Source organism: Cellulomonas sp. P2_F12 (assembly GCF_056403775.1).
Window position 1 is genome coordinate 254248 of sequence record NZ_JBFUEV010000003.1, and the last position, 24915, is coordinate 279162.

At 72.9% G+C, this 24915-nt stretch carries 21 protein-coding genes and 2 tRNA genes; 17 read left to right on the forward strand and 6 right to left on the reverse strand.

Features of this window, described 5'->3' with window-relative positions; genetic code table 11:
• Nucleotides 1-21: 21 nt before the first annotated feature.
• Nucleotides 22-486, reverse strand: coding sequence for a GyrI-like domain-containing protein (locus AC1DWH_RS09305; protein ID WP_477093435.1), 465 nt, complete (start codon nucleotides 484-486; stop codon nucleotides 22-24).
• 2 nt (nucleotides 487-488) lie between these two features.
• Nucleotides 489-905 carry a nitroreductase/quinone reductase family protein gene (locus tag AC1DWH_RS09310; protein WP_477093436.1) on the reverse strand — a complete coding sequence of 139 codons (417 nt, stop codon included), beginning with the start codon at nucleotides 903-905 and terminating at the stop codon, nucleotides 489-491.
• Between the two features lie 338 nt (nucleotides 906-1243).
• Here AC1DWH_RS09310 and AC1DWH_RS09315 point away from each other — a divergent pair, with 338 nt between their 5' ends.
• Nucleotides 1244-1600: a hypothetical protein gene (locus tag AC1DWH_RS09315; protein ID WP_477093437.1), complete on the forward strand. Its 357-nt coding sequence runs from the start codon at nucleotides 1244-1246 to the stop codon at nucleotides 1598-1600.
• A 98-nt stretch (nucleotides 1601-1698) separates the two neighbouring features.
• On the opposite strand, the gene AC1DWH_RS09320 is transcribed toward AC1DWH_RS09315, so the two are convergent.
• Nucleotides 1699-1772 (reverse strand) — tRNA-Gly (locus AC1DWH_RS09320).
• Nucleotides 1773-1878: 106 nt separating this feature from the next.
• Here AC1DWH_RS09320 and AC1DWH_RS09325 point away from each other — a divergent pair.
• The 9 genes from AC1DWH_RS09325 (at nucleotide 1879) to AC1DWH_RS09365 (ending at nucleotide 10660) form a co-directional block, all read left to right on the forward strand.
• Nucleotides 1879-1952 (forward strand) — tRNA-Pro (locus AC1DWH_RS09325).
• Between the two features lie 70 nt (nucleotides 1953-2022).
• The gene (locus AC1DWH_RS09330) at nucleotides 2023-2985 is read left to right on the forward strand and encodes a DUF389 domain-containing protein (RefSeq protein WP_477093438.1); all 963 of its coding nucleotides are present in this window, start codon (nucleotides 2023-2025) and stop codon (nucleotides 2983-2985) included.
• Nucleotides 2986-3059: 74 nt separating this feature from the next.
• Entirely contained in the window at nucleotides 3060-4349 is a 1290-nt protein-coding gene (locus tag AC1DWH_RS09335) for a glycosyltransferase (RefSeq protein ID WP_477093439.1), read from the forward strand.
• Between the two features lie 192 nt (nucleotides 4350-4541).
• Nucleotides 4542-5945: a trigger factor gene (gene tig / locus AC1DWH_RS09340; protein WP_456844051.1), complete on the forward strand. Its 1404-nt coding sequence runs from the start codon at nucleotides 4542-4544 to the stop codon at nucleotides 5943-5945.
• A 222-nt stretch (nucleotides 5946-6167) separates the two neighbouring features.
• Nucleotides 6168-6767 (forward strand): ATP-dependent Clp protease proteolytic subunit, encoded by a 600-nt coding sequence (locus AC1DWH_RS09345; RefSeq protein WP_456844054.1) that lies wholly within the window; start codon nucleotides 6168-6170, stop codon nucleotides 6765-6767.
• A 40-nt stretch (nucleotides 6768-6807) separates the two neighbouring features.
• Complete coding sequence (locus AC1DWH_RS09350; protein WP_456844052.1) at nucleotides 6808-7512, forward strand: ATP-dependent Clp protease proteolytic subunit; 705 nt, start codon at nucleotides 6808-6810, stop codon at nucleotides 7510-7512.
• A gap of 205 nt (nucleotides 7513-7717) precedes the next feature.
• Nucleotides 7718-8995 carry an ATP-dependent Clp protease ATP-binding subunit ClpX gene (gene clpX, locus AC1DWH_RS09355; protein ID WP_456846617.1) on the forward strand — a complete coding sequence of 426 codons (1278 nt, stop codon included), beginning with the start codon at nucleotides 7718-7720 and terminating at the stop codon, nucleotides 8993-8995.
• 31 nt (nucleotides 8996-9026) lie between these two features.
• Nucleotides 9027-9341, forward strand: coding sequence for a chorismate mutase (locus tag AC1DWH_RS09360; protein WP_477093440.1), 315 nt, complete (start codon nucleotides 9027-9029; stop codon nucleotides 9339-9341).
• 122 nt (nucleotides 9342-9463) lie between these two features.
• A complete protein-coding gene (locus AC1DWH_RS09365; RefSeq protein ID WP_477093441.1) occupies nucleotides 9464-10660 on the forward strand; it encodes a baeRF2 domain-containing protein in 1197 nt (398 codons plus the stop codon).
• 1 nt (nucleotide 10661) lies between these two features.
• On the opposite strand, the gene AC1DWH_RS09370 is transcribed toward AC1DWH_RS09365, so the two are convergent.
• Both AC1DWH_RS09370 and valS read right to left on the reverse strand, forming a co-directional pair.
• Nucleotides 10662-12470: an AMP-dependent synthetase/ligase gene (locus AC1DWH_RS09370; protein WP_477093442.1), complete on the reverse strand. Its 1809-nt coding sequence runs from the start codon at nucleotides 12468-12470 to the stop codon at nucleotides 10662-10664.
• A 2-nt stretch (nucleotides 12471-12472) separates the two neighbouring features.
• A complete protein-coding gene (gene valS / locus AC1DWH_RS09375) occupies nucleotides 12473-15103 on the reverse strand; it encodes a valine--tRNA ligase (protein ID WP_477093443.1) in 2631 nt (876 codons plus the stop codon).
• A gap of 172 nt (nucleotides 15104-15275) precedes the next feature.
• Here valS and AC1DWH_RS09380 point away from each other — a divergent pair, with 172 nt between their 5' ends.
• From AC1DWH_RS09380 to AC1DWH_RS09395, 4 genes are read left to right on the forward strand one after another with little or no spacing between them, the layout of a single operon-like run.
• On the forward strand, nucleotides 15276-19112 hold the full coding sequence (locus AC1DWH_RS09380; RefSeq protein WP_477093444.1) for a Pls/PosA family non-ribosomal peptide synthetase: 3837 nt from the start codon (nucleotides 15276-15278) through the stop codon (nucleotides 19110-19112).
• Entirely contained in the window at nucleotides 19109-20416 is a 1308-nt protein-coding gene (locus AC1DWH_RS09385) for a M1 family metallopeptidase (RefSeq protein ID WP_477093445.1), read from the forward strand. Before AC1DWH_RS09380 ends, AC1DWH_RS09385 begins: the two co-directional genes overlap by 4 nt.
• 52 nt (nucleotides 20417-20468) lie before the next feature.
• A complete protein-coding gene (locus AC1DWH_RS09390; protein WP_477093446.1) occupies nucleotides 20469-21485 on the forward strand; it encodes a TIGR03557 family F420-dependent LLM class oxidoreductase in 1017 nt (338 codons plus the stop codon).
• Nucleotides 21482-22246: a coenzyme F420-0:L-glutamate ligase gene (locus AC1DWH_RS09395; RefSeq protein ID WP_477093447.1), complete on the forward strand. Its 765-nt coding sequence runs from the start codon at nucleotides 21482-21484 to the stop codon at nucleotides 22244-22246. The genes AC1DWH_RS09390 and AC1DWH_RS09395 overlap by 4 nt, the downstream gene beginning before the upstream one ends.
• On the opposite strand, the gene AC1DWH_RS09400 is transcribed toward AC1DWH_RS09395, so the two are convergent.
• Complete coding sequence (locus tag AC1DWH_RS09400; protein ID WP_477093448.1) at nucleotides 22230-22808, reverse strand: HhH-GPD-type base excision DNA repair protein; 579 nt, start codon at nucleotides 22806-22808, stop codon at nucleotides 22230-22232. The genes AC1DWH_RS09395 and AC1DWH_RS09400 overlap by 17 nt on opposite strands.
• Before the next feature lie 66 nt (nucleotides 22809-22874).
• Here AC1DWH_RS09400 and AC1DWH_RS09405 point away from each other — a divergent pair, with 66 nt between their 5' ends.
• From AC1DWH_RS09405 to AC1DWH_RS09415, 3 genes are read left to right on the forward strand one after another with little or no spacing between them, the layout of a single operon-like run.
• Entirely contained in the window at nucleotides 22875-23219 is a 345-nt protein-coding gene (locus AC1DWH_RS09405; protein ID WP_477093449.1) for a TM2 domain-containing protein, read from the forward strand.
• A gap of 14 nt (nucleotides 23220-23233) precedes the next feature.
• On the forward strand, nucleotides 23234-23851 hold the full coding sequence (gene cofC, locus AC1DWH_RS09410) for a 2-phospho-L-lactate guanylyltransferase (protein ID WP_477093450.1): 618 nt from the start codon (nucleotides 23234-23236) through the stop codon (nucleotides 23849-23851).
• 9 nt (nucleotides 23852-23860) lie between these two features.
• Entirely contained in the window at nucleotides 23861-24910 is a 1050-nt protein-coding gene (locus AC1DWH_RS09415) for a zinc-binding metallopeptidase family protein (protein ID WP_456846711.1), read from the forward strand.
• The last annotated feature ends 5 nt before the right edge of the window (nucleotides 24911-24915 follow it).

The window sequence follows — 24915 nt, forward strand, 5'->3', positions numbered from 1 at the left end:
ATCGGCCCGGCCCCGCGCAGGTCACGGGACGATCGGCAGCACCAGGCGCGTCTCGTTCTGGTCCGCCGAGGCGACCTGGGACGGGTCCGTCACGTACACCTCGAGGAAGTCGCCACGCATCTGCGCCCCCTGCTCCGTGAACCACGCGCGGAGCTCGCCCCAGGCGCCGGGGAGGCTGTCGTAGCTGCCGACGTGCGCGCCGACCGCGGCCGGACCGCCCGGGAGCTCGACGATCTCGACACCGCTGCCGAGCTCTCGGGCACCCTCGGCGCCGACCCAGAAGCCGGCCGCGAGGTCGACCGAGTCCGTGGGCATGTCGCGGTACCAGCCGAACGCGGGTCCGGTGATGGGCACGCCCGCCGCCGCCACCTCCCGGGCGACCAGGCCGTAGGCGCGGTCGTAGAACTCGGCGAGGGCGTCCATGGGGACGCGCTCACGCAGGACGGCGACGAGCACGGTCGGCTGGTCCTCGACGGTGATGTCCACGGTCAGGCCTCCCGCCGAGCGAGCCGCAAGACCGGGATCGTGCGCGCCGTGCGCTGCTCGTAGGACCGGAACCCCTCCGACCGGGCGGTGAACCGCGTCCAGGCCTCGTCTCGCTCGGCGCCGGTGAGCTCCGTCGCGCTGACCGGGACGAACCCGTCGTCGGGCGTCTCGATCTCGACGTCGGGGTGCGCGAGCAGGTTGTGGAACCACGCGGGGTTCTCCGGGGCGCCACCCTTCGAGGCGGCGACGAGCCACGTGTTCTGGTCGACCCGGATCCCGGCGACGGGGCTCACGCGGTCGGTTCCGGTCTTCGCGCCGCGGTGGTGCAGCAGCACGAGGCCCTTGCCGAACCCGTTCGTCCGCACGTCACCGCCGTTCGCACGGAACTCGTCGATGATCTGCTTGTTCCAGTCGCTCATGCGACCAGTGTCGGGCCAGCCCGCGCCGCCCCGCGACCCGCGGGACGCTGGGGCGGGAGCAGGCGCCGACACCGGACCGTGAACCAGACCACTCTGGAAGCGGTATTCGCGGAACAGCAAGTTCGGGTTTCTGGCGCGTGTGCGCACAGGGGAGTCTGGCGTCCCGCCCTCGGCTCTCGTGGGTGGGTGACCGGATCGATCTGCATGGCGTGCGCCCAGCCGGCAGCCGCACGGTCGCTCCGCTCGGACGGGTGATGCGCACTGCTGGCGGGGGTGCCGCATGGGAGCACGCCGGTACCCTCGGCAGGACTGGGCCGTGCGCTCAGAATGGAGGAGAGATGCAGATCGGGCGCTTGCTCGCTAGTGGCTTCTGCATCGTCCTGCTCACGGCGGGGTGCGGGGACTACGACACGTACAGCGGCGACGTCGGTGAGGACATCGGCAACGAGGCCCCGGCACTGGAGCCGGTCGAGGATCCCGATCCGGTGTGGGAGCAGCAGCCGCCGCAGGAGGAAGCCCCACTCTGGGAGTGCGTGTACTCACCGACGTACAACGACGACTGGCATGACGACGTTGAGTGCAGCAACGGCGTCGACGTCGACCGGCCGTACCTGCGCGACTGGGACGCGTATGTCACGCAGGACGAGATCATGGCGTCCGCTCGGGAGTACGAGCTGTCCCTGAACGGCGGCTGACCGGGATCCGGCCGTGCATTCGCGGGTGTGGCTCGCCCGCGACCTGCTCGGGTGCCACTCTGCGACCAAGCCGCACACCTGGACTGGACTGGACTGGATGGAGCGGACGACGGGAATCGAACCCGCGTAGCCAGTTTGGAAGACTGGGGCTCTACCATTGAGCTACGTCCGCACTGGTCCCGGCTCTCTCGAGCCCGGACCGCGGCACCCAGGGTAGCGGGTGCGTGAGGGCGTCTCGTGCACCCGGACCGCCCGCCAGGGCCGCTGCCGGGTGCGCACGGGGTGTGGCGCAGGTTGGTAGCGCGTCCGCTTTGGGAGCGGAAGGTCGTGGGTTCGAATCCCGCCACCCCGACAAGCACGTCCGCGCGGCGCAGGCGGAGCGGCTCCCACGTTTGCCCGGCGGCCGACGACACACTGGCCCCGTGCTGCACCTGCGGATCTCGGTCCCGGCGGACCTCACGGGAGGTGTCGTCGAGGTGCTCGAGCGGGCGCCTGCGGTGAGCAGCCTCGCTGTCCTCGACGGGGCGTCGCGGCTGCCCGTCGGCGACGTCGTCCTCGCGGACATCGCGCGGGAGTCGGCCAACGACGTCCTGGACGAGCTCCTGGAGCTCGGTGTGCAGCGCGAGGGCACGCTGGAGATCAAGCCGGTGGACACCTGGGTGTCGCAGCGCGGGTACGACGCCGAGCTGCTCGCGCCGGGCAGCAGCGCCGACTCCGTCGTCTGGATCGACGTCACGAGGCGCGCCTATGCCGACTCGGAGCTGAACTGGACCTATCTGAGCTTCATGTGCTTCGCGACGGCCATCGCCGCCATCGCCATCGTGGTCGACTCGCAGATCCTCGTCATCGGCGCGATGGTCCTCGGGCCGGAGTTCGGACCGATCGCGGCGCTCGGCATCGCGCTGGTCCGCCGGCGGTTCCACCTGTTCCGGATCGCGCTCTGGACCCTGGTGGTCGGCTTCCTCATCGCGATCGCGTTGACGTGCGTGGCGGCGCTGGTGGGCAAGGCGGTCGGCTGGGTGACGCTGGAGCAGGTCACGGCCCCGCGGCCGGAGACCGAGTTCATCTACACGCCGGACAAGTGGTCGTTCATCGTGGCGGTCATCGCCGGCGCGGCGGGCGTCCTGTCGCTGACGTCGGCGCGGGTCGGGGGGCTCGCCGGGGTGTTCATCTCGGTCACCACCGTCCCCGCCGCGGGCAACGTCGCGCTCGGTCTCGCGTTCGGCCAGATGGCCGAGGTCCGCGGCAGCGCCCTGCAGCTGGGGGTCAACGTCGTCGGGATGGCCCTCGCCGGCTGGCTCACGCTCGTGTTCCAGAAGACCGTGTGGAACAGGTTCGCCGCACGGCGCGAGCGCCTGCGCGAGAGGCTGCTGCACCACCGCTGACCCGCGGATGTATCAGGACGAATCACCCGGGATCTTGTTCGGGGACATGCCCCGACACCCTGGGAGTCCCCACCATGAGCAGGATCCTGTTCACCCTGACGCCCGTCACCGGCCACGTGCGACCCGCGCTGCCGCTGGCTCGTGCCCTCGTCGAGGAGGGCCACGACGTCGTCGTCTACACGGGCCGCAGGTTCGCGCAGGCGGTCACCGCGACAGGCGCGAAGCACGCGCCGATCGTGCAGGGCCGCGACCTCGACGACGCCGAGCTCGACGCCTGGGCCCTCGAGCACGGCGCCCCCGCGCCCGGCATCAAGCGGCTCCAGTGGGACGTGCTCCACCACGTCGTCGAGACCGTGCCGGGATTCTTGGCCGACATCGACGGTCTCGTCGCAGCGGAGCGACCCGACGCCATCGTCCTGGACACCGCGTTCATGGCCGGCGCCCTCGCGGCGGGGCGGCACGACCTGCCGTCCGTGCTGTTCACGGTGTCGCCGCTCGCGATCTCGAGCAAGGACACCGCACCGTTCGGCCTCGGCCTGCAGCCGCCACGCACGGGCCTCGACGGCCTGCGGTACGCGCTGCTCGACTGGTTCACGCGCACCGTCGTCTTCCGGGACGTCCAGAAGGCCGCCGAGCGCGTCGTCGCGGACGCCGGCCGGCCCGTCCCCGACGGCTTCTTCCTCGACTGGGCGCAGACCGCGGGCACCCGCGTGCTGCACGCCTCGGTGCCGTCGTTCGAGTACCCCCGCAGCGACCTGCCCGACAACGTCGAGCTCGTGGGTCCGTACCTGCCCGCCGGCATCGACGGTTTCGAGCCGCCCGCGTGGTGGGACGATGTGCTCGAGGCGCGCGCGACCGGTCGCCCGGTCGTCCTCGTCACGCAGGGCACGATCGCGACCGACCCCGAGCGGCTCCTGTGGCCCGCGATCGACGCCCTGTCCGGCGAGGACGTGCTCGTCGTCGCGACCACGGAGGACATCGGCTACGCGGCGAACGTGCGGGCGGCGCCGTTCGTCCCGTTCGAGCGCCTGCTGCCGCTCGTGGACGTCATGGTCACCAACGGCGGGTTCGGCGGGGTGCAGCAGGCGCTCGCGGCCGGCGTCCCGCTCGTCGTCGCGGGGCGGACCGAGGACAAGGCGGAGGTCGGTGCCCGGGTCGTCTGGTCCGGCGTGGGGGTCGCGATCGCGACCGACAGGACCACCGACGCCACCACCTCGCAGGCCGTCCGCGAGGGCGTGCGCACGGTCCTGGACAACCCGTCGTTCGCGCGCCGGGCCGGCGAGCTGGCGGCCGAGTACGCCGAGTACGACGGCGTGGCCCGCACCGTCTCGGTCGTCACGGAGGTCGCGGGCGCGGGTCGGTGAGCGGGCGCCGACGGCGTGGGCGGTCCCACAACCTGCGGGCTTGGGACCGCCGCCCGGCGTGGCGTAAGGTCGAGGGTCGCCAGCGTGCGGTCGTCGGCCCCTTCGTGGGCGTGGACGACGGCGTGCGGCCCTGAAGCAACGGAGATCGCCGGAGTCGCCGGCGCCCGCCCCGATCAGTTGGAGACCATCGAAGTGAAGAGCGCCGTCGAGACCCTGGAGCCCACCAAGGTCAAGCTGACCGTCGAGGTGACGTACGACGAGCTCAAGCCGAGCATCGAGCACGCGTACGAGCACATCGCCCAGGACGTCGTGGTCCCGGGCTTCCGCAAGGGCAAGGTGCCGCCGCGCATCATCGACCAGCGGATCGGCCGTCCCGCCGTCCTGGAGCACGCGATCAACGAGGGCCTGTCCGGCTTCTACGCCGAGGCCGTCCGCGAGAACAAGCTGCGTCCCCTGGGCCAGCCCGAGGTCGAGGTCACGCAGGTCCCCGGCCTGACCGCCACGCCGAAGGGCGAGGAGGGCGAGCTGCACTTCACCGCCGAGGTCGAGGTCCGCCCGGAGATCACTGTCCCGGCGCTCGACGGCATCGCCGTGTCCGTCGACGACGTCGAGGTCTCCGAGGAGGACGTGCAGGGCCGTCTCGACGCGCTGCGCGAGCGCTTCGGCACCCTGGTCGGCATCGACCGCCCGGCCGCCGAGGGAGACTTCGTCGTCATCGACCTCACCGCCACCATCGGCGACGAGCAGGTCGACAACGTCTCGGGCGTCAGCTACCAGATCGGCTCGGGCAACATGCTCGAGGGCATGGACGAGGCGCTCACCGGCCTGTCGGCCGGCGAGAGCACGACGTTCGAGACCGCGCTCGCGGGCGGCGACCACGCCGGCGAGACCGCCCAGGTGAGCGTGACCGCCACGACCGTCAAGGAGCGCCAGCTCCCCGACGCCGACGACGACTTCGCGCAGCTGGCCAGCGAGTTCGACACGCTCGAGGAGCTGACGGCGGACCTGCGAGAGCAGGCGTCGCGGATCAAGGTCTCGAACCAGGCCGTCCAGGCCCGCGACCTGCTGCTCGAGCAGCTGCTCGCCGGCACGGAGATCCCGGTCCCGAACGGCGTCGTCGAGGCCGAGGTGCACCGTCACCTCGAGGGCGAGGGCCGGCTCGAGGACGACGAGCACCGCGCAGAGGTGGGCGAGCAGGCCACCGTCGCGCTGCGCAACCAGATCCTCCTGGACACCCTGGCGGAGCAGCTGGAGATCAAGGTCAGCCAGAACGAGCTGCTCGACTACCTGGTGAACGCGTCGCGCCAGTACGGCATGGACCCGAACACGTTCATCCAGACCATCGACCAGCAGGGCCAGATCCCGACGATGGTCGCCGAGGTCGCCCGCTCGAAGGCGCTCGCCGTCGCCCTGCGTCGCGTCACGGTCACCGACAGCGCCGGCCAGGCCGTCGACCTGAGCGAGTTCATCGGCTCTGACGCCGAGGACGCCGAGGAGGCCGCCGAGGCCGCCGCCGGTACCGAGGCCTCGACCGACGCCGCCGCGGACATCTCGGTGCTCGACGACGCCGAGGCCGTCGAGGACGCCAAGGCCTGACGCACGTCGTGGAAGGCCCCGCACCCACCCCGGGTGCGGGGCCTTCGGCGTTCCGTGGCCCCTGCTCTGCCGTCAGCGAAAACGGTGGTGGCAGGGACATGGGCGGGTGTGGCTGCGCGTTAGGGTCACTGCATCGCACGGGTCCCCGAGAGGGGAGCGCCGCGCGGTGCAGGACAGACGTCACCGTCAGACGAGGGAGCCTTCGTGAACGAGCTAGCGCCGATGATGGCCAGGGCAGAGTCCCCGGCCTTCGGCCTCAATGACTCCATCTACAACCGACTGCTCCGCGAACGCATCATCTGGCTCGGCTCCGAGGTGCGCGACGAGAACGCCAACGCCATCTGCGCGCAGATGATGCTGCTGGCCGCGGAGGACCCGGACAAGGACATCTGGCTGTACATCAACTCGCCCGGTGGCTCGATCACCGCGGGCATGGCGATCTACGACACCATGCAGTACATCCAGCCGGACGTCGCCACGATCGCGATGGGCATGGCCGCGTCGATGGGCCAGTTCCTGCTCTCGTCGGGCGCCCAGGGCAAGCGCTACGCCCTGCCGCACGCCCGCGTGATGATGCACCAGCCCTCGGGCGGCATCGGCGGCACCGCGACCGACGTGCGGATCAACGCCCAGCTGATCCTCCACATGAAGACCGTGCTGGCCGAGCTCACGGCCGCCCAGACCGGCAAGTCCGTCGAGCAGATCAACAACGACGCGGACCGCGACCGCTGGTTCACGGCCCCGGAAGCCCTCGAGTACGGCTTCGTGGACAAGGTCGTCACCAAGGCCGACTCGGTCGCCGGCGGCGGCGGCACGGCCTGACGGCCGACGCCCTCAGACCCTTCATCTTGAGGAGAAGCTCGTGAGCATGGAATCCCAGTTCATGGCCCGTGCCGGGATGCTGGCCGGCCCCGGCGGCCTCGCGCCGTCGTCGCCCGCCGCCCGGTACGTGCTGCCCCAGTTCGAGGAGCGCACGGCCTACGGGTTCAAGCGCCAGGACCCGTACACCAAGCTGTTCGAGGACCGGATCATCTTCCTCGGCGTGCAGGTGGACGACGCGTCGGCGGACGACGTCATGGCCCAGCTGCTGGTGCTGGAGAGCACCGACCCTGACCGCGACATCATCCTGTACATCAACTCGCCCGGCGGCTCGTTCACGGCGCTGACGGCGATCTACGACACGATGCAGTACATCAAGCCGCACATCCAGACGGTCTGCCTCGGGCAGGCCGCCTCGGCGGCGGCGGTGCTGCTCGCGGCGGGCTCGCCCGGCAAGCGCCTGGCCCTGCCCAACGCCCGCGTGCTCATCCACCAGCCGGCGATGGAGGGTGGCGGGTACGCGCAGGCGTCCGACATCGAGATCCACGCCAACGAGCTGATCCGGATGCGCGAGTGGCTCGAGCTGACCATCGCGCACCACACGGGACGCGACATCGAGCTCGTCCGCAAGGACATCGAGCGCGACAAGATCCTCACGGCCCAGCAGGCGCTGGAGTACGGGATCGTCGACCAGGTGCTGGCCAGCCGCAAGGGCGTCGTGCCCACGACGGTGCAGCCCAAGGACTGACTGCACGACGACGCCGTGCCCGTCCGCGGGTGCGGCGTCGTCGTGTCGCCGCCGGACGGGTGAGTTGGCGGGACGCCACGGCGTGTGTTCGGCTGACATCCAGCCCGTCGTGGTGTGCAATGGGGGAGGACGCGCACCCTGAGGGGTAGCGCACGTACGGCGCACCGCCCGTCGGGCGGAGGGCGACATGAGGAAGGGGATCGACGTGGCTCGTATCGGGGACGGGGCCGATCTCCTCAAGTGTTCGTTCTGCGGCAAGTCGCAGAAGCAGGTCAAGAAGCTGATCGCCGGACCTGGCGTCTACATCTGCGACGAGTGCATCGAGCTCTGCAACGAGATCATCGAGGAAGAGCTGGCGGAGGCCACCGAGGTCGGCCTGGTCGAGCTGCCCAAGCCGAAGGAGATCTTCGACTTCCTCGAGCAGTACATCATCGGCCAGGAGTCGGCCAAGCGGGCCCTCGCGGTCGCGGTGTACAACCACTACAAGAGGGTCCAGGCCGGTGAGGCGCGGACGTCGACGACGGACGACCACATCGAGATCGCGAAGTCGAACATCCTGCTGGTCGGCCCCACGGGCACCGGCAAGACGTACCTCGCGCAGACCCTGGCCCGCATGCTCAACGTCCCGTTCGCCATCGCGGACGCCACGGCCCTCACCGAGGCGGGCTACGTCGGCGAGGACGTCGAGAACATCCTGCTCAAGCTGATCCAGGCCGCCGACTACGACGTCAAGAAGGCCGAGTCCGGGATCATCTACATCGACGAGATCGACAAGATCGCCCGGAAGAGCGAGAACCCGTCGATCACGCGCGACGTCTCCGGCGAGGGCGTGCAGCAGGCGCTGCTGAAGATCATCGAGGGCACCACGGCCTCGGTCCCGCCGCAGGGCGGCCGCAAGCACCCGCACCAGGAGTTCATCCAGATCGACACCACGAACGTGCTGTTCATCGTGGCGGGCGCGTTCTCCGGGCTGGACGACATCATCGCGGCGCGTGCCCGCAAGCGCGTGGTCGGCTTCGGTGCGCCACTGCTCGACTCGGTCGACGAGGGTGACCTGTTCTCCGAGGTCCGCCCCGAGGACCTGCAGAAGTACGGCCTGATCCCCGAGTTCATCGGCCGGCTCCCGGTCGTCGCGGCGGTCTCGCGGCTCGACCAGGATGCCCTCGTGCGGATCCTCACGGAGCCCAAGAACGCGCTGGTCAAGCAGTACCAGCGGATGTTCCAGATCGACGGGGTCGAGCTCGAGTTCGACGACGAGGCCGTCGCCTCGATCGCCGACCAGGCGCTCCTGCGCGGCACCGGCGCGCGCGGGCTGCGGGCGATCATGGAGGAGGTCCTCCAGCAGGTCATGTTCGAGGTGCCCAGCCGCGACGACGTGGCCCGCGTGGTCATCACGCGCGCGGTGGTCCTCGAGAACGTGAACCCGACGCTCGTGCCTCGGGACACCCAGGAGAAGCGCACACCCCGCGAGAAGAGCGCCTGACCGGCTCAGACTTCCGCCTAGGATCGCGTCCGTGAGCGACCTGCCGACCCCGATCCCCGCCGAGCTGGCCCGGCTGCGCGGCAGCATCGACAACATCGACGCTGCTCTGGTGTACATGCTGGCGGAGCGCTTCAAGGCGACACAGCAGGTCGGCGTGCTCAAGGCGACCCGCGGCCTGCCGCCGTCCGACCCCGCCCGCGAGGAGCAGCAGGTCGCGCGCCTGCGGGAGCTCGCGCGCACCGCGGAGCTGGATCCGGTGTTCGCGGAGAAGTTCCTCGCGTTCATCGTGGAAGAGGTCATCCGGCACCACGAGGAGATCGCTCAGGGGCACGCGCGATCGGAGTGAGCCCGCGGGGTGGCGCCCGCTCGGCGGAGGGTCGAAGGTAGGGAGGGTCAGCTCCGGCCGGCCGCGCGGGGGCGGAGCTCGCCCGTGGTCGCCGGGGATCGTCGATCCCGGAGGTGCTGCCCATGGACCTGCACTGGCTCAAGCCGCTGCTCGGACGCCCGTCCCCGTTCACCACCGTCTACCTCGACGCCACGCGCGCGGGGGCGACCGGTGATGCGGAGGCGCTCGAGCGGTGGAAGGCCGTCCGACGCTCGCTCGAGCGCGACGGTGCGCCCGCGGGCGTCCTCGACGAGATCGCCGACCTGGTGTCCCGCCCGACCGGGGTCAAGGGACCGCACGGGCGCGTGGTCGTCGCGGACGCGGGGAGCGTGGTGGTCGACCGCGTTCTCGCGCAGCCACCGGCGCAGTCGCACGCGGTGTACGGTCCGGCGCCGGCTCTGCTGCCGGCGGTGCGGGCCGCGGACGAGACCGTGACCTACCTGCTCGTCGAGGTGGACCGCAACGGCGCGGACCTCACGTGGGCGGCCGGAGGAACGGTGCGGACCGAGGGCGGTCCGGAGACGGAGACGGTGGACGGCGGGCACGACGACGTGCACAAGACGCGGGAGGGCGGCCTCGACCGGCGCAGCCAGACCCGTGCGGAGGACTCCTGGGGTCGCAACGCCGAGGTCGTGGCCGCGGTGCTGGACAAGCGGGCCGCCGAGCGCACCCCGGACCTGGTGCTCATCACGGGCGACGTGCGGGCGGTCGCCCTGGTCCGCGAGGCGGTCGGTCAGCCCACGCGGGAGCTGCTGGTCGAGGTGCCCGGGGGCGGTCGCGGGGAGGGCGTGCACCAGGGCTCGTTCGGGGCCAAGGTCACCGAGTCGCTGGCGGAGTTCCGGGAGCGGCGTCGGCAGGCGGTGCTGGACCGGTTCCGGGAGGCGCAGGGTCGTGGCGGCGGCGCCGTGACCGCGCTGGACGACGTGATCGAGGTGCTCCGGCGGGGGCAGGTGGCCGAGCTGGTGCTGCACGTCGACGCACTGACCAGCGGACTCGCCGACCGGACCCTCTGGGTGGGACCGGAGCCGTTGCAGGTGGCGACGAGCGCCGCGGACCTCTCGTCGATCGGCGTCACGGGCGACGCGCGGGAGATGGATGCGAACGTCGCACTGGTGCGCGCCGCGCTCGGGCAGGACGCCGGGCTCACGTTCGCCGAGGACGGCACGGTCGACCTGGTGGACGGCATCGGCGCCGTCCTGCGCTGGTCGGACGACTCCACGCCGAGCGAGGCCGTTCCCACCCAGTCGGCCGACCAGGCCCGCCTGCGTTCGGTGGTGTAGGTCAGTCGGTGCCGCGGGTGTCGACGTACAGGGCGTCGATGTCCGCGGCGAAGTCCTTGAGCACCAGGGCGCGCTTCACCTTGAGCGACGGCGTGAGGTAGCCGTTCGCCTCGGTGAAGTCGGTGGTGAGCACGCGGAGCTTGCGGATGGACTCGGCGCGCGAGACGGCCTGGTTGGCGCGGTCGGCGGCGCGGTCGAGCGCCTCGAGCACGGCGGGGTCGGCGGCGGCCTCGTCGACCGTCATGGTCGGCATGCCGTGGTTGGACAGCCAGCCGGGCAGCATCTCGGCGTCGAGCGTGACCAGGGCGCCGATGAACGGGCGCTGGTCGCCGACCACCACGACCTGGCTGACGATCGGGTGGCCGCGCAGGCGGTCCTCGAGCACGGCGGGGGCGACGTTCTTGCCGCCGGCGGTCACGATGATCTCCTTGGTGCGACCGGTGATCCGCAGGTAGCCGTCGTCGTCGATCGTGCCGAGGTCGCCCGTCCGGAACCAGCCGTCGACCAGGGCCTCGGCGGTGGCCTCGGCGTCGTGCCGGTAGCCGCGGAAGACGTGCGGGCCGGAGACGAAGATCTGGCCGGCGTCGTCGACCCGCAGGGCGGTGCCCGGGAACGCGGGGCCGACCGTGCCGACCTTCGTCAGGCCGGGGCGGTTCACGGCGGTGGGCGCGGTGGTCTCCGTGAGGCCGTAGCCCTCGAGCACCTTGACGCCGATGCCGCGGTAGAAGTGCCCGAGCCGCTCGCCCAGGGGCGCGCCGCCCGAGATCGCGAACTGGGCGCGCCCCCCGAGCGCGGCGCGGAGCTTCTTGTGCACCAGCGCGCCGGCGAGCGCGTGCCGGGCGCGCAGGGCGGCACCGGGGCCGGCGTCGGTGTCGAGCGCGCGCGAGTAGTCCTCGGCGGCCTTGGCGGCCCAGCGGAACACCTTCAGGGTCGTGCCGGAGCCGGCCTTCTGCTCGGCCGAGTTGTAGACCTTCTCGAACACGCGCGGCACGGCCAGGAGGAACGTCGGCTGGAACGCGGCGAGGTCCTCCAGCAGGTGCCGGGCGTCCGGCGTGTGCCCGAGGACCGCACCGGAGGGGACGCAGAGCACCTCGATGAACCGCGCGAACACGTGCGCGAGAGGCATGAACAGCAGCGTCCGCGCTCCCGGCGTGGCGCAGACGTCGCCGAGACCCGCCACGCCGTTGAGCGTGAGCGCGACGAAGTTGCCGTGCGTGAGCTCGACGCCTTTCGGGCGCCCCGTGGTGCCCGACGTGTAGATGATCGTCGCGAGGTCGTCGGCCCGGGCCAGCGCGCTGCGCCGGTCGACCTCCTGGTCGGGGACGTCGACGCCGGCGTCGGCCAGCACCGCCAGCGCGCCGTCGTCGATGACCAGCACCTCCGACAGGCCGGGCAGGTCGTCGCGGACCTCGGCCAGCACGGCGGCGTGCGCGGCGGTCTCCACCAGCGCGAGGCGAACCCCGGCGTCTGCCGCGATCCACCGGACCTGCTCGGCCGACGACGTCTCGTAGACCGGCACGCCGAGGGCGCCCGCGGCCCAGCAGGCGAAGTCGAGGACGGTCCACTCGTAGCGGGTGCGGGACATGATCGCGACGCGGTCGCCGGGCTCGACGCCGCGCGCGACGAGGCCCTTGGCCACGGCGCGGACCTCGTCGACGAACGCCGAGACGGTCACCGCGGTCCAGGCTCCGTCCACGGTCCGCTCGGCGAACACCCCGTCCGGGTCCCGCGCCAGCCGGTCGGCCAGCAGACGCGGGATGCTCGCGGCGGGGTCGAGCTCGACCAGCGTCTCCGACCGGAACTCGCGCACGGTCAGGCCGTCGCCGCCGGCGGGACCAGCTCCGCGTCCTTGGCGACGACCGAGTCGCCGGCGCCGTCCACGAGGACCAGCGTCCCGGTGACCCGGCCGGCCGCGCGGACGTCGTCGAGCGCGACCTCGACACCGGCCTGCATCGCGGCGGGCACGGCCAGCTCGACCGCGGCGATCTCGGTGCGCATCGAGACCTTGGCCTCGGACTTCACCTTGCGCAGCGCGGCGAGCGCGGCACCGGCCGCGGTCACGACGCCCGGGTCGGCGTCGGTGCGCAGCGGCTCGGCCGTCGGCCACGCCGCCCGGTGGACCGAGCCCTCGCGCCACCACGACCAGACCTCCTCGGTGGCGAACGGCAGCACCGGCGCGAACAGGCGCAGCATCACGTCGAGGGCGATCGCCAGGGCCGTGCGGGCCGAGACGGTCTCGGCGGACGGGTCGCCGTACGCGCGGTCCTTGACCAGCTCGAGGTAGTCGTCGCAGAACGTCCAGAAGAACGTTTCCGAGAGCTCGAGCGCGCGGGTGTGGTCATACGCGACCAGGGCGGCGGTCGCCTTGTCGACGACGTCCGCGAGGCCCGCCAGCATCGCGCGGTCGATCTCGACCGTCACCAGCGCCGGGTCCAGCACCAGGGGCGCGGCGGGGTCGCCGAACGACAGCGCGAACTTCGAGGCGTTGAGCACCTTGATCGCGAGGCGGCGGCCGATCTTCATCTGGCCGATCTCGAAGGCGGCGTCGGTGCCCAGGCGCGCGGACGCAGCCCAGTACCGGACAGCGTCCGACCCGTGCTCCTCCAGCAGGCTCAGCGGCGTGACCACGTTGCCCTTGGACTTCGACATCTTCTTGCGGTCCGGGTCGAGGATCCAGCCGCTGATGGCTGCCGACGACCAGGGGAGCGACCCGTGCTCGAGGTGCGAGCGGACCACCGTGGAGAACAGCCAGGTGCGGATGATGTCCTGGCCCTGGGGGCGCAGGTCCATCGGGAACACGCGGCTGAACAGGTCGGGGTCCGTGCGCCAGCCGCCGACGATCTGCGGGGTCAGCGAGCTGGTGGCCCAGGTGTCCATGATGTCGGGGTCGGCCGCGAAGCCCCCGGGCACGCCGCGCTGGTCGGCCGTGTAGCCGGCGGGCACGTCGGACGACGGGTCGATGGGGAGCTGGTCCTCGGTGGGCAGCAGCGGGGAGTCGTGCCGCGGCTCGCCCTGCTCGTCGAGCGGGTACCAGACCGGGAAGGGCACGCCGAAGAACCGCTGCCGCGAGACCAGCCAGTCGCCGTTGAGGCCGCTGACCCAGTTCTCGTAGCGGACCTTCATGAAGTCGGGGTTGAACCCGAGCTCGGTCCCGCGGGCCAGCAGGGCCGCGCGCAGCGACTCGTCGCGACCGCCGTTGCGGATGTACCACTGGCGGCTGGTGACGATCTCGAGGGGCTTGTCGCCCTTCTCGTAGAAGTTCGCCTTGCGCTGCGTGGTGACCGGCTCGCCGTCGAGGTCGCCCGTCTCGCGCAGGCCGGCGACGACCGCCTCGCGCGCGGAGAACGTCGTCTTGCCGGCGAGCTCCTCGTAGCGGGCACGGGCGCCGTCGGACGCCAGCCAGTCGGGGGTGTCGCGCAGGATGCGGCCGTCGCGGCCGACCACGGACCGCGTCGGCAGCTGGAGCTCGCGCCACCACTGCACGTCCGTGAGGTCGCCGAACGTGCAGCACATCGCGATGCCGGCGCCCTTGTCGGGCTCCGCGAGGGTGTGCGCCAGCACGGGGATCTCGACGTCGAACAGCGGCGAGCGGACCGTCGTGCCGAAGAGGTGCTGGTAGCGCTCGTCGTCGGGGTGCGCGATGAGCGCGACGCACGCGGGCAGCAGCTCGGGGCGGGTGGTCTCGATGAAGACGGGGGTGCCGTCGGGCCGGTGGAACGCGACCCGGTGGAAGGCCCCCGGGTAGTCGCGGGCCTCGAGCTCGGCCTGCGCCACCGCCGTCTGGAACGTGACGTCCCAGAGGCCGGGAGCCTCGGCCTGGTACGCCTCGCCCCGGGCGAGGTTGCGCAGGAACGCCTGTTGCGCGACGGCCCGCGACTCCGCGGACACCGTCTGGTACGTGCGCGACCAGTCGACCGACAGGCCGAGCCGCCGCCACACCTCCTCGAACTGGCGCTCGTCGGTGACCGTCAGGCGCTCGCACAGCTCGACGAAGTTCTTGCGGCTCACCGGCACCTGCGGGCCGGACTTGCCCTCGCCGCCCTCGAACGGGGGCGTGAACTCGGCGTCGTACGGCAGGGAGGGGTCGCAGCGCACGCCGTAGAAGTTCTGCACGCGGCGCTCGGTGGGCAGGCCGTTGTCGTCCCAGCCCATCGGGTAGAACACCTCGCGACCGCGCATGCGCTGGAACCGGGCGACGACGTCCGTGTGCGTGTACGAGAACACGTGACCCACGTGCAGCGAGCCGGAGACCGTCGGGGGAGGCGTGTCGATCGAGTAGACCTGCTCGCGGGTGGCCGTGCGGTCGAACGCGTACAGGTCCTGGGCGGTCCACGCCGCGTCCCAGCGGGTCTCGACGCCCTCGAGCGAGACCCGGTCCGGTACCTGCCGCGTGCCCGTGGTGCTGGTGGGTCGGCCGGGCGTGGTGGGGGAGTCGGAGCTCATGGGCAGACATCTTCCCAGATCGACGGGGGCGCGGCGCCCGGCGACCATCCGGCGAACACTCGGTGAACAGGTGCGCGGCAGCCGTCGCCGGGGTGCGAGGATCGCCGTTCGCCGGTCGGGAGCGCATGATCGGGGGGACACGCGGCACACGGACCGACGGGGAGGCTCGACGATGGCCCCCGAGGGCTACCTCCGGTCGCAGCTCGCCGCGCCGCCGCGCACCCTGCTCGACGTCCTCGACGCGACGGTGGCGGCCCACCCCGACGCCCCCGCGATCGACGACGGCAGCGCGTCGCTGAGCTACCGGGAGCTGGCCGACGCGGTGCGGGCGGCCGCGGGCGGGCTCGCGGCCGCGGGGATCGGGCCGGGTGACCGCGTCGGGGTCCGCATCCCGTCCGGCACGGCGGAGCTCTACACGGCGATCCTGGCGGTGCTGGCGGCCGGCGCCGCGTACGTCCCGGTGGACGTCGACGACCCTGACGAGCGCGCGCGGACCGTGTTCCACGAGGCCGGCGTCGCCACGGTCCTGACCGAGGGCGACCTGTCGACCAGGCGGTCCGCGGAGCCGCGGCGCCCGGGGCTCGAGGACGACGCCTGGATCATCTTCACCAGCGGCTCGACGGGCGCCCCCAAGGGCGTCGCGGTGACGCACCGGTCCGCGGCCGCGTTCGTCGACGCCGAGGCCCGCCTGTTCCTGCAGGACGCCCCGCTCGGCCCTGGCGACCGGGTGCTGGCTGGGCTGTCGGTGGCGTTCGACGCCAGCTGCGAGGAGATGTGGCTGGCCTGGGCGCACGGCGCCTGCCTGGTCCCCGCGCCGCGCGCGCTGGTGCGCACCGGAATGGACCTCGGGCCGTGGCTGGTCGCGCAGGGGATCACGGTGATCTCGACGGTGCCCACGCTGGCCGGGTTGTGGCGCGCCGAGGAGCTGGCCGGGGTGCGGCTGCTCATCTTCGGGGGCGAGGCGTGCCCGCCCGAGCTCGCGGCGCGGCTGGTCGGCGACGGGCGGGAGGTCTGGAACACGTACGGCCCGACCGAGGCGACCGTCGTGGCCTGCGCCGCCCTGCTCACGGGCGAGGGGCCGGTCCGCATCGGGCACGCGCTGGACGGGTGGGACCTCGCGGTCGTCGGGCCCGACGGGCTGCAGGTCGAGGAGGGCGGCGTCGGCGAGCTGATCATCGGCGGCGTCGGGCTGGCGCGGTACCTGGACCCGGCGAAGGACGCGGAGAAGTACGCGACGGCCGAGGGACTCGGGTGGGCCCGGGCGTACCGCAGCGGGGACCTGGTCCGGTACGAGGCCGACGGGCTGGTGTTCATGGGGCGCGCCGACGACCAGGTCAAGGTGGGTGGTCGACGGATCGAGCTGGGCGAGGTCGACTCCGCCCTGCTCGGGCTGCCGGGCGTGGCCGGTGCCGCGGCCGCCGTCCGACGCACTCCCGCGGGCACCGCGGTGCTCGTCGGCTACCTGGTCCCCGAGCCCGGCGTCGAGCTGGACCTGGCCGAGTCCCGCCGCCGCCTGACCGGCTCGCTGCCCGCCGCGCTCGTCCCGCTGCTCGCGCCCGTGGAGGCGATCCCCACGCGCGGCTCCGGCAAGGTCGACCGGGACGCGCTGCCCTGGCCGCTGGAGCGTCCCGACGAGGACTCGGCCCCGGCAGTCGGGCTCACGCCGACCGGCGAGTGGGTGGCCGAGCGGTGGACGGCGGCGCTGGGGGTCGCGGTGACCGGACCGGGCGAGGACTTCTTCGCGTCCGGCGGCGGCAGCCTCGTGGCGGCGCAGCTGGTCAGCGCGCTGCGGACCCGGTTCCCCACGGTGACGGTCGCGGACGTGTACGACTACCCCCGGCTCGGCGACCTCGCCAACCGCCTCGACGAGTTCGACGCGCCGGCGATCACCGAGGAGCGCCTCGTGGCCCCGACCCCCGTGCGCGCGCAGCTGCTGCAGACGGTGCTGGCCATCCCGCTGGCGACGCTGGTGGGCCTGCGCTGGCTGACCTGGTTGCTGGCGGCCGACGCCGTGCTGGCCGCCACGACCTCCGCGCCCTGGGTGCCCGTGGTGCCGGGCGTGTGGTGGTGGGTCGCGCTCGGGTGGGTGGTGCTCATCAGCCCGTTCGGTCGCATGGGGACGACGGTCCTGGTGGCGCGGGCGCTGCTCGGCGCCGTCGAGCCGGGGAGGTACCCCCGCGGCGGGTCGGTGCACGTGCGGATCTGGTTCGCGGAGTCGTGGGCGGCCGCGGCCGGCGCGGAGAACCTGTCCTGCGCACCCTGGGTGGCCGAGTACGCCCGGGCGCTGGGGGCGACCGTCGGCAAGAACGTGGACCTGCACGCGTTGCCGCCGGTCACGGGCCTGCTCACGCTGGGGAACGGCTGCGCGGTCGAGCCGGAGGTGGACCTGCGGGGGCACTGGCTCGACGGGGACGTGCTGCGCGTGGGCCGGGTGCGGATCGACAAGCGCGCGACCGTCGGCACGCGCAGCACGCTCGCGCCCGGCACCCGCGTGGGCGCCTGGTCCGAGGTCGCGCCCGGCTCCGCCGTGCTCACGTCCGTGCCGCCGGGTGAGCTCTGGGTCGGGTCGCCGGCCGTCTTCGACGGGCCCGCGCGACGGCACTGGCCGCGCGACCGTGCGCCGCGGGGTCAGCGGTGGGTGGCCGTGTACGGCGCGACCGCCGCGGCGCTCGCGGCGCTGCCCGTCGTGGCCGCCGCGTGCGGGCTGCTCGTGGTCGGCGTGGCCCTGCGGGGCTCGCTCACCTGGGGGGACGCCGTCGCCGACGCCCTGCGCGCGGTGCCGCTCGGCGCCCTGACGATGGTCGTCGTGCTCGCCGTCGTCACGCTCGTCGCCGTGCGGCTGCTCGCCCTCGGGATGCGCGAGGGCTACCACGCGGTGCGCAGCCGGACCGGCTGGCAGATCTGGGCGACCCTGCGGCTCATGGACGACGCCCGCACGACCCTGTTCCCGCTCTACTCGAGCATGGCGACCCCAGTCTGGCTGCGGGCCCTGGGCGCCGACATCGGCCGCGACGTCGAAGCCTCGACCGCGCTGATGATCCCGTCGATGACGTCGGTGGGCGACGGGGCGTTCCTCGCCGACGACACGCTCATCGGCTCGTACGAGCTGGGTCACGGGTGGCTGCGGGTCGAGCGCAGCAAGGTCGGCAAGCGCGCGTTCCTCGGCAACTCCGGGATGATCGCGCCCGGCCGGACGGTGCCCAAGCGGGGGCTCGTCGCCGTGCTGTCGGCGACGCCCGAGGACGCGCGCGCCGGCACCAGCTGGCTCGGGTCGCCGCCGGTGAAGCTGCGCCGGGTCGCGGGGGAGTCCGACGGCTCCCGCACGTTCGAGCCGCCGACCCGCCTGCGGGTGGCCCGAGCGCTCGTCGAGCTCTGCCGGATCGTGCCCGTGATCTGCACGTTCGGGCTCGGCGTCCTCGTGCTGCTCGCGCTGCAGGCCGTGCTGGACGGCCCGGGGCTCGGCGCCGCCGCCCTGGTCTCGCCGGTCGTCGTGCTGCTGGCGGCGGCCCTCGCCTGCGCGCTGGCGACGGCGGCGAAGTGGCTGCTGGTCGGTCGGCTGCGTGCGGGCGACCACCCGCTGTGGAGCTCGTTCATCTGGCGCAACGAGCTCGCGGACACGTTCCTCGAGTCGGTCGCGGTGCCGTGGATGGGTCCCGCCACGATCGGGTCGCCCGCGCTCACCGTCTGGCTGCGGACGCTCGGGGCACACATCGGCCGCGGGGTGTGGTGCGAGACCTACTGGCTGCCCGAGGCCGACCTGGTGACCCTGGGTGACTCCGCGACGGTCAACCGCGGCTGTGTCCTGCAGACTCATCTCTTTCATGATCGGGTGATGAGCATGGACACGGTGGTGCTGGGACGCGGGGCGAGCCTCGGTCCGCACGGGGTGGTGCTGCCCGCGGCGAGCCTCGACGACGGCGCGCGCGTCGGGCCCGCGTCCCTCGTGCTGCGCGGCGACGCGATCCCCGCCGGGTCGCGGTGGACCGGCAACCCGGTGGCTCCCGCGTGACCAGCCCGCCGGAGGACCCGTACCTGCCGGGCCGGCCCGACGTGGGGTTCGAGGTGGCCCGCTACGACCTCGAGCTGGAGTACCGGGTGGCCACCAACCGCCTCGCAGGTCGTGCCGTGGTGCACGCCCGCGCCGTCCGGCCCCTCGACCGGGTCGCCCTCGAGCTGCAGGGTCTGCGGGTCACGCACGTGCTCGTCGGCGGCCGACGTCCCGACCGCTGGACCCACCGCGGCGGCCGGCTGGTGATCCGGCTCGGGCAGGAGGTGCCCGCCGGCACCGAGCTCGCGGTCGAGGTGCAGTACGGCGGGCAGCCCGGACCCGTGCGCGGGCCGTGGGGCGAGGTCGGCTGGGAGGAGCTCGAGGACGGGGTGATCGTCGCCGGGCAGCCCGACGGCGCACCCAGCTGGTTCCCGTGCCACGACAGCCCCGCCGACAAGGCCACGTTCCGCATCGGGATCGCGGTCGAGGCCGGCTACCACGTCGTCGCCAACGGGCGGCTGGCGTCGCGCACCCCGCGGGCCGGCCGCGTGCACTGGGTGTACGAGCAGGCCGAGCCGATGGCGCCGTACCTCGCGACCGTGCAGATCGGCCGGTACGAGCGCCTCTGGGCCGGCGCGGACGTCCTGGTCCCCGCGCGGCTGCGCGCCGCGGCGCTGCACGATCTCGGGCGCCAGCCGCAGATGCTCGAGCTCTTCGAGAGGCGGTTCGGCCCGTACCCGTTCGGCGGGTACACGGTGGTGGTCACCGACGACGACCTCGAGATCCCGCTCGAGGCGCAGGGCCTGTCCGTGTTCGGCGCCAACCACATGGACGGCCGCCGAGGGTCCGAGCGGCTGGTCGCGCACGAGCTCGCCCACCAGTGGTTCGGCAACAGCCTGACGGTCGCGCGGTGGAAGGACATCTGGCTGCACGAGGGCTTCGCCTGCTACGCGGAGTGGCTGTGGTCGCAGGAGTCGGGCGGCTGGACCGCGGACCGGCACGCGCGCGCCGCCTGGGCCCGCCTCGCCCAGCTGCCGCAGGACCTCGTGATCGGCGACCCCGGGCCCGACGCCATGTTCGACGACCGCCTGTACAAGCGCGGCGCCCTGACGCTGCACGCGCTGCGGCTCACCATCGGCGACGAGACGTTCTTCACGCTCCTGCGCACGTGGGCCTCGCGTTTCCGGCACGGTTCGGTGAGCACCGCGCTGTTCGTCGCGTGCGCCAGCGAGGTGACCGGGATGTTCGTCGGGCCGCTGCTCGACGACTGGCTCTACCGCGAGCAGCTGCCGGCGCTCCCCGTCGCCGCCGCGCGGTTAGGGTGAATCGGGGACGACCTCGCGGAGCACCGCGGGACCCGCACTCACAGGAGCGTTGATGTCACAGGTCACGGCGGACGGCCTCACGGTCGGGTACGCGGCGATGCTCGAGCAGTTCCACCCGACCGAGGCGGTCGACCTGTCCGCCCACGCCGAGGCCCACGGGTTCTCCGGCGTCATGGCGGCCGACCACTACCAGCCGTGGGTGCCGGCGCAGGGTCAGGCGGCGTTCGTCTGGAACGTGCTGACGGCGCTCGGTGAGCGCACCACCGGCGACATCGGCCCCGGCGTGACCGCGCCGACGTTCCGCTGGCACCCGGCGATGGTCGCCCAGGCGTCCGCGACGCTCGCCGCGATGTACCCCGGCCGGCACTGGCTGGGCCTCGGGTCCGGCGAGGCGCTGAACGAGCACATCGTCGCCAGCTACTGGCCCGAGGCGCCCGAGCGGATCAACCGGATGTTCGAGGCCATCGACATCATCAAGAAGCTGTTCGCGGCGTCGATCGCGGGCAAGGACGTCAAGCACGCCGGGCAGTTCTACAAGCTGGAGTCGACGCGGCTGTGGACCATGCCGGAGGTCGCGCCCGAGATCCTCGTGGCGACGGCCGGCCCGGTGACCGCCAAGCGTGCGGGCCGGCTGGCCGACGGGCTCATCACCGTCGGGGCGCCGCTGGAGAAGATCTCCGGGCTGTTCGGCAAGTTCGACGAGGGCGCGCGCGAGGCCGGCAAGGACCCGGACGCGATGCCGAAGGTCCTCCAGCTGCACCTGTCGTGGGCCGAGACCGACGAGCTGGCCCTGGCGCACGCGATGCACGAGTGGCCCAACGGCGGCATGAAGTTCCCCAAGGCCGACATCCGCTCGCCGTTCGACTTCGAGCAGATGGCGAAGCTGGTCCGCCCCGAGGACTTCGAGGGCCGCATGGTCATCTCCGCGGACCCCGACGTGCACCGCGCCGAGATCCAGAAGTACGTGGACCTCGGGTTCGACCGCATCTACCTGCACAACGTCGGGCGCAACCAGCGCGAGTGGATCGAGACCTTCGGGGCGGACGTGCTGCCCAAGCTGGTGCGATGAGCGAGCTGCGGGTGTGGGCCCCCGACGGCCTCGCCGAGATCACGCCCGGCGACGACCTCGTGGCGCTGCTGACCGAGCTGCTGCGCGACGACCCGCCGGTCGACGGCGACGTCCTCGTGCTCACGTCCAAGGTCGTCTCCAAGGCCGAGGGCCGTGTGGTGTCCGCCGACGACCGCGAGCAGGCGATCACGGACGAGACCGTGCGCGTCGTCGCCACCCGCGAGCACGCCTCGGGGGTGACGCGGATCGTCGAGAACCGGCTCGGGCTCGTGATGGCCGCGGCCGGCGTCGACGCGTCCAACACGCCCGAGGGGACCGTGCTGCTGCTGCCGGTCGACCCCGACGCGTCCGCGCGGCGGCTGCGGGCCGGCCTCTCCGAGGCGTTCGGCGCGCGCATCGGCGTCGTCATCACCGACACCGCCGGGCGTCCGTGGCGGCAGGGCGTCACCGACATCGCGATCGGCGCGGCCGGTCTCGTCGTGCTCGACGACCTGCGTGGTCAGGTGGACACCTTCGGGCGCCCCCTGGTCATGACGCAGGCGGCGGTGGCCGACGAGATCGCGTCCGCCGGCGAGCTGGTCAAGGGCAAGGCCGAGGGGCGGCCGCTCGCGGTCGTCCGCGGGCTCGGGCACCTGGTGACCGACGACGACGGGCCGGGCGCGCGGGTGCTGGTGCGGCTCGGCGACGAGGACATGTTCCAGCAGGGCAGCGCCGAGGCGTACTCGCAGGGCTGGAAGGACGCCCTCAGGGACCAGCAGTAGCCTTCGCGGCCGCCTTGGCCGCCTGCTTGGTGGCCCGGACCTCGCCCAGCGAGACGGGGTCGGTGACGTCGGCGATGGAGCGTCGGGACCCCGGCTCGCCGTAGGCGCCGGCGGCCTCGGCCCACCCGGCCGGCTGCACGCCGCGCTGCTTGCCGAGCAGGGCCAGGAAGATCCGGGCCTTCTGGTCTCCGAAGCCGGGCAGCGCCTTGAGCCGCTTCAGCACGGTCGGCCCGTCGGGGTCGCCGTCGGTCCAGAGGCGGGTGACGTCGCCGTCGTAGTCCGCGGCGACGGCCGCCGCGACGGCCTGGATGCGCCCGGCCATCGAGCCGGGGTAGCGGTGCACCGCCGGGGGCGTCGCGCACAGGGCGGCGAACGTCTCCGGGTCCGCCTCCGCGATGCGGTGCACGTCCAGGCCACCCATGCGGTCGGCGATCTTGGCGGGACCCGCGAAGGCCGACTCCATGGTGACCTGCTGGTCCAGGAGCATGCCGATGAGCAGCGCGAACGGGTCGTCGGTCAGGAGCTGGTCGGCGGTCGGGTCGCCGGTGAGCCAGAGCGTCATTGGTCCATCCTGCCGCGCGGGCGAGCCCCGCGTCGCGCCCCGGGCGTCCGCCGCTACTGTCTGGCCATGTCGATGTACCCGCCGCCGGGGAGCCCGTACGGCTACCCGCCGCCCGACCCGGCCGCTCCGTACGGTCGCGACCCGTTCACGGGCGAGCCGCTGTCGGACAAGCAGAAGGTCGTCGCCGGCCTCCTCCAGATCTTCCTCGGCACGCTCGGCGTCGGTCGCTTCTACACCGGTCACACCGGGATCGCGGTGACGCAGCTCCTGATGACCGTGGTGGGCTGGCTGACGGTCATCTTCTTCGTCGGAGTCTTCCTGCTGATCGGCGTCGCGATCTGGGCGTTCATCGACGGGATCATCCTGCTCTCCGCGGGCGGGACGGACTCGCGAGGGTTGAAGCTCCGCTAGTGCGCTGGGTCGTCGTGGTTCCTGTGAAGCCCGCCGCCGCGGGCAAGACGCGGCTGGCCGGGGCGCTGTCCGACGCCGCCCGCGAGCGGCTGGTCCGCGCGATGGCGCTCGACACGGTCGCCGCTGCTGCTGCCGCCGAGGGCGTCGAGAGGGTGGTCGTCGTGACCGCCGACGCGGCGTTGCGCACGCTGCTCGCGGCGTCCGTCGAGCTGGTCGACGACCCCGACGGCGGCCTCAACACCGCCGTGCGCGCGGGGATCGACCGGGCCGCGGTGCTCGACCCGGAGGCGGGCGTCGCGGCCCTGCTCGGCGACCTGCCCGCGCTGCGGCCCGCCGACCTGGCGGACGCCCTGAGCATGGCGGGGGCCCACGACAAGGCCGTGGTCGCCGACGCCGGCGGGACCGGGACGACCCTCCTGGCGGCCCTGCCCGGGGTCGTGCTCGAGCCTCGGTTCGGCGCAGGCTCCGCCGCCGCGCACGAGCGGGCCGGGCACGTCCGGCTGACGGTTCCCGCCACCTCGACCGTGCGGCGGGACGTCGACGTGCCGGACGACCTGGTCGAGGTCGAGCGGCTCGGCGTCGGGCCCGCGACGCGCGCGGTGCTGGGCCTCGATCGAGACCCGGTGGGTTAGCGTCAGCGCGTGCTCCTGTACCGCTGTCCCCGCTGTGCGAGCGTCGCCTTCGTCGAGACCACCGCGTGCGACGCGTGCGGGCTGGAGATGGGCTTCCACCCGCCGACGCTGACCATGCGGCCGGCGCCGGCGCAGGGCACCGACGTCGACGGCACGTGGTGGTTCCCGTGCACCAACCGCGGGTGGGGGTGCAACTGGCTCGCGGCGGCCGACTCGGGGGCCGGTCGTTGCCTCGCCTGCCGGTTGATCCGCACCCGGCCGGACAACGCCGACACCCTGGCGCTGGAGAAGCTCGCCACGACCTCGGGCGACGAGCGCCGGCTGCTCGTGCAGCTGGCCGACCTCGGGCTGCCGATCACGCCCTGGTACGAGAAGCAGGGCGGCCTCGGCTTCGACCTGCTCTCGTCACGGTCCGACGGGGCGAGCGTGCGGATCGGGCACGCCAACGGGATCGTCACCATCGACCTCGCGGAGTCGCTCGACGCGCACCGGGAGGCCCTGCGGGTCCGGCTGGGCGAGCCGTACCGCACGATGCTCGGCCACTTCCGGCACGAGGTCGGGCACTACTACGAGTGGATCCTGGTCGAGCAGACGGGCTGGATCGACGAGTGCCGCACGGTGTTCGGCGACGAGCGCGCGTCGTACCGCGACGCCATCGCCCGCCACTACCGCACGGGCGCGCCGCGGGACTGGGCCGAGAGCTTCATCTCCGAGTACGCGACGATGCACCCGTGGGAGGACTTCGCGGAGTGCTTCGCCCACTACCTGCACCTGACGAGCACCCTGCAGACGGCGGCCGCGGGCGGGCTCACGCTCCAGGTCGAGGGCGTCCCGCAGATGGCCGACGGCGAGGTGCGTCCGCGGACCGGCTACGCCGCCGCGACGATGGACGAGATCCTCACCGACTGGCTGCCGGTCGCCACGTTCCTCAACCGGGTCAACCGCGCGATGGGCAAGAGCGACCTGTACCCGTTCGTCATCGCGGAGCCGGTGGCCCGCAAGCTCGACTTCGTGCACCGCGTGGTCACGGCGTCCCGCGTGGAGCGCCCGTTCGGCTGACGCCC

What these genes read in the sequence shown, in the direction of transcription:
- AC1DWH_RS09390 (WP_477093446.1), top strand. Translation starts at nt 20,469, where the DNA reads ATGTCACAGGTCACGGCGGACGGCCTCACGGTCGGGTACGCGGCGATG.
- AC1DWH_RS09335 (WP_477093439.1), top strand. Translation starts at nt 3,060, where the DNA reads ATGAGCAGGATCCTGTTCACCCTGACGCCCGTCACCGGCCACGTGCGA.
- AC1DWH_RS09395 (WP_477093447.1), top strand. Translation starts at nt 21,482, where the DNA reads ATGAGCGAGCTGCGGGTGTGGGCCCCCGACGGCCTCGCCGAGATCACG.
- valS (WP_477093443.1), bottom strand. Translation starts at nt 15,103, where the DNA reads ATGAGCTCCGACTCCCCCACCACGCCCGGCCGACCCACCAGCACCACG.
- AC1DWH_RS09310 (WP_477093436.1), bottom strand. Translation starts at nt 905, where the DNA reads ATGAGCGACTGGAACAAGCAGATCATCGACGAGTTCCGTGCGAACGGC.
- AC1DWH_RS09345 (WP_456844054.1), top strand. Translation starts at nt 6,168, where the DNA reads ATGATGGCCAGGGCAGAGTCCCCGGCCTTCGGCCTCAATGACTCCATC.
- AC1DWH_RS09405 (WP_477093449.1), top strand. Translation starts at nt 22,875, where the DNA reads ATGTCGATGTACCCGCCGCCGGGGAGCCCGTACGGCTACCCGCCGCCC.
- AC1DWH_RS09365 (WP_477093441.1), top strand. Translation starts at nt 9,464, where the DNA reads ATGGACCTGCACTGGCTCAAGCCGCTGCTCGGACGCCCGTCCCCGTTC.
- AC1DWH_RS09400 (WP_477093448.1), bottom strand. Translation starts at nt 22,808, where the DNA reads ATGACGCTCTGGCTCACCGGCGACCCGACCGCCGACCAGCTCCTGACC.
- AC1DWH_RS09315 (WP_477093437.1), top strand. Translation starts at nt 1,244, where the DNA reads ATGCAGATCGGGCGCTTGCTCGCTAGTGGCTTCTGCATCGTCCTGCTC.
- AC1DWH_RS09380 (WP_477093444.1), top strand. Translation starts at nt 15,276, where the DNA reads ATGGCCCCCGAGGGCTACCTCCGGTCGCAGCTCGCCGCGCCGCCGCGC.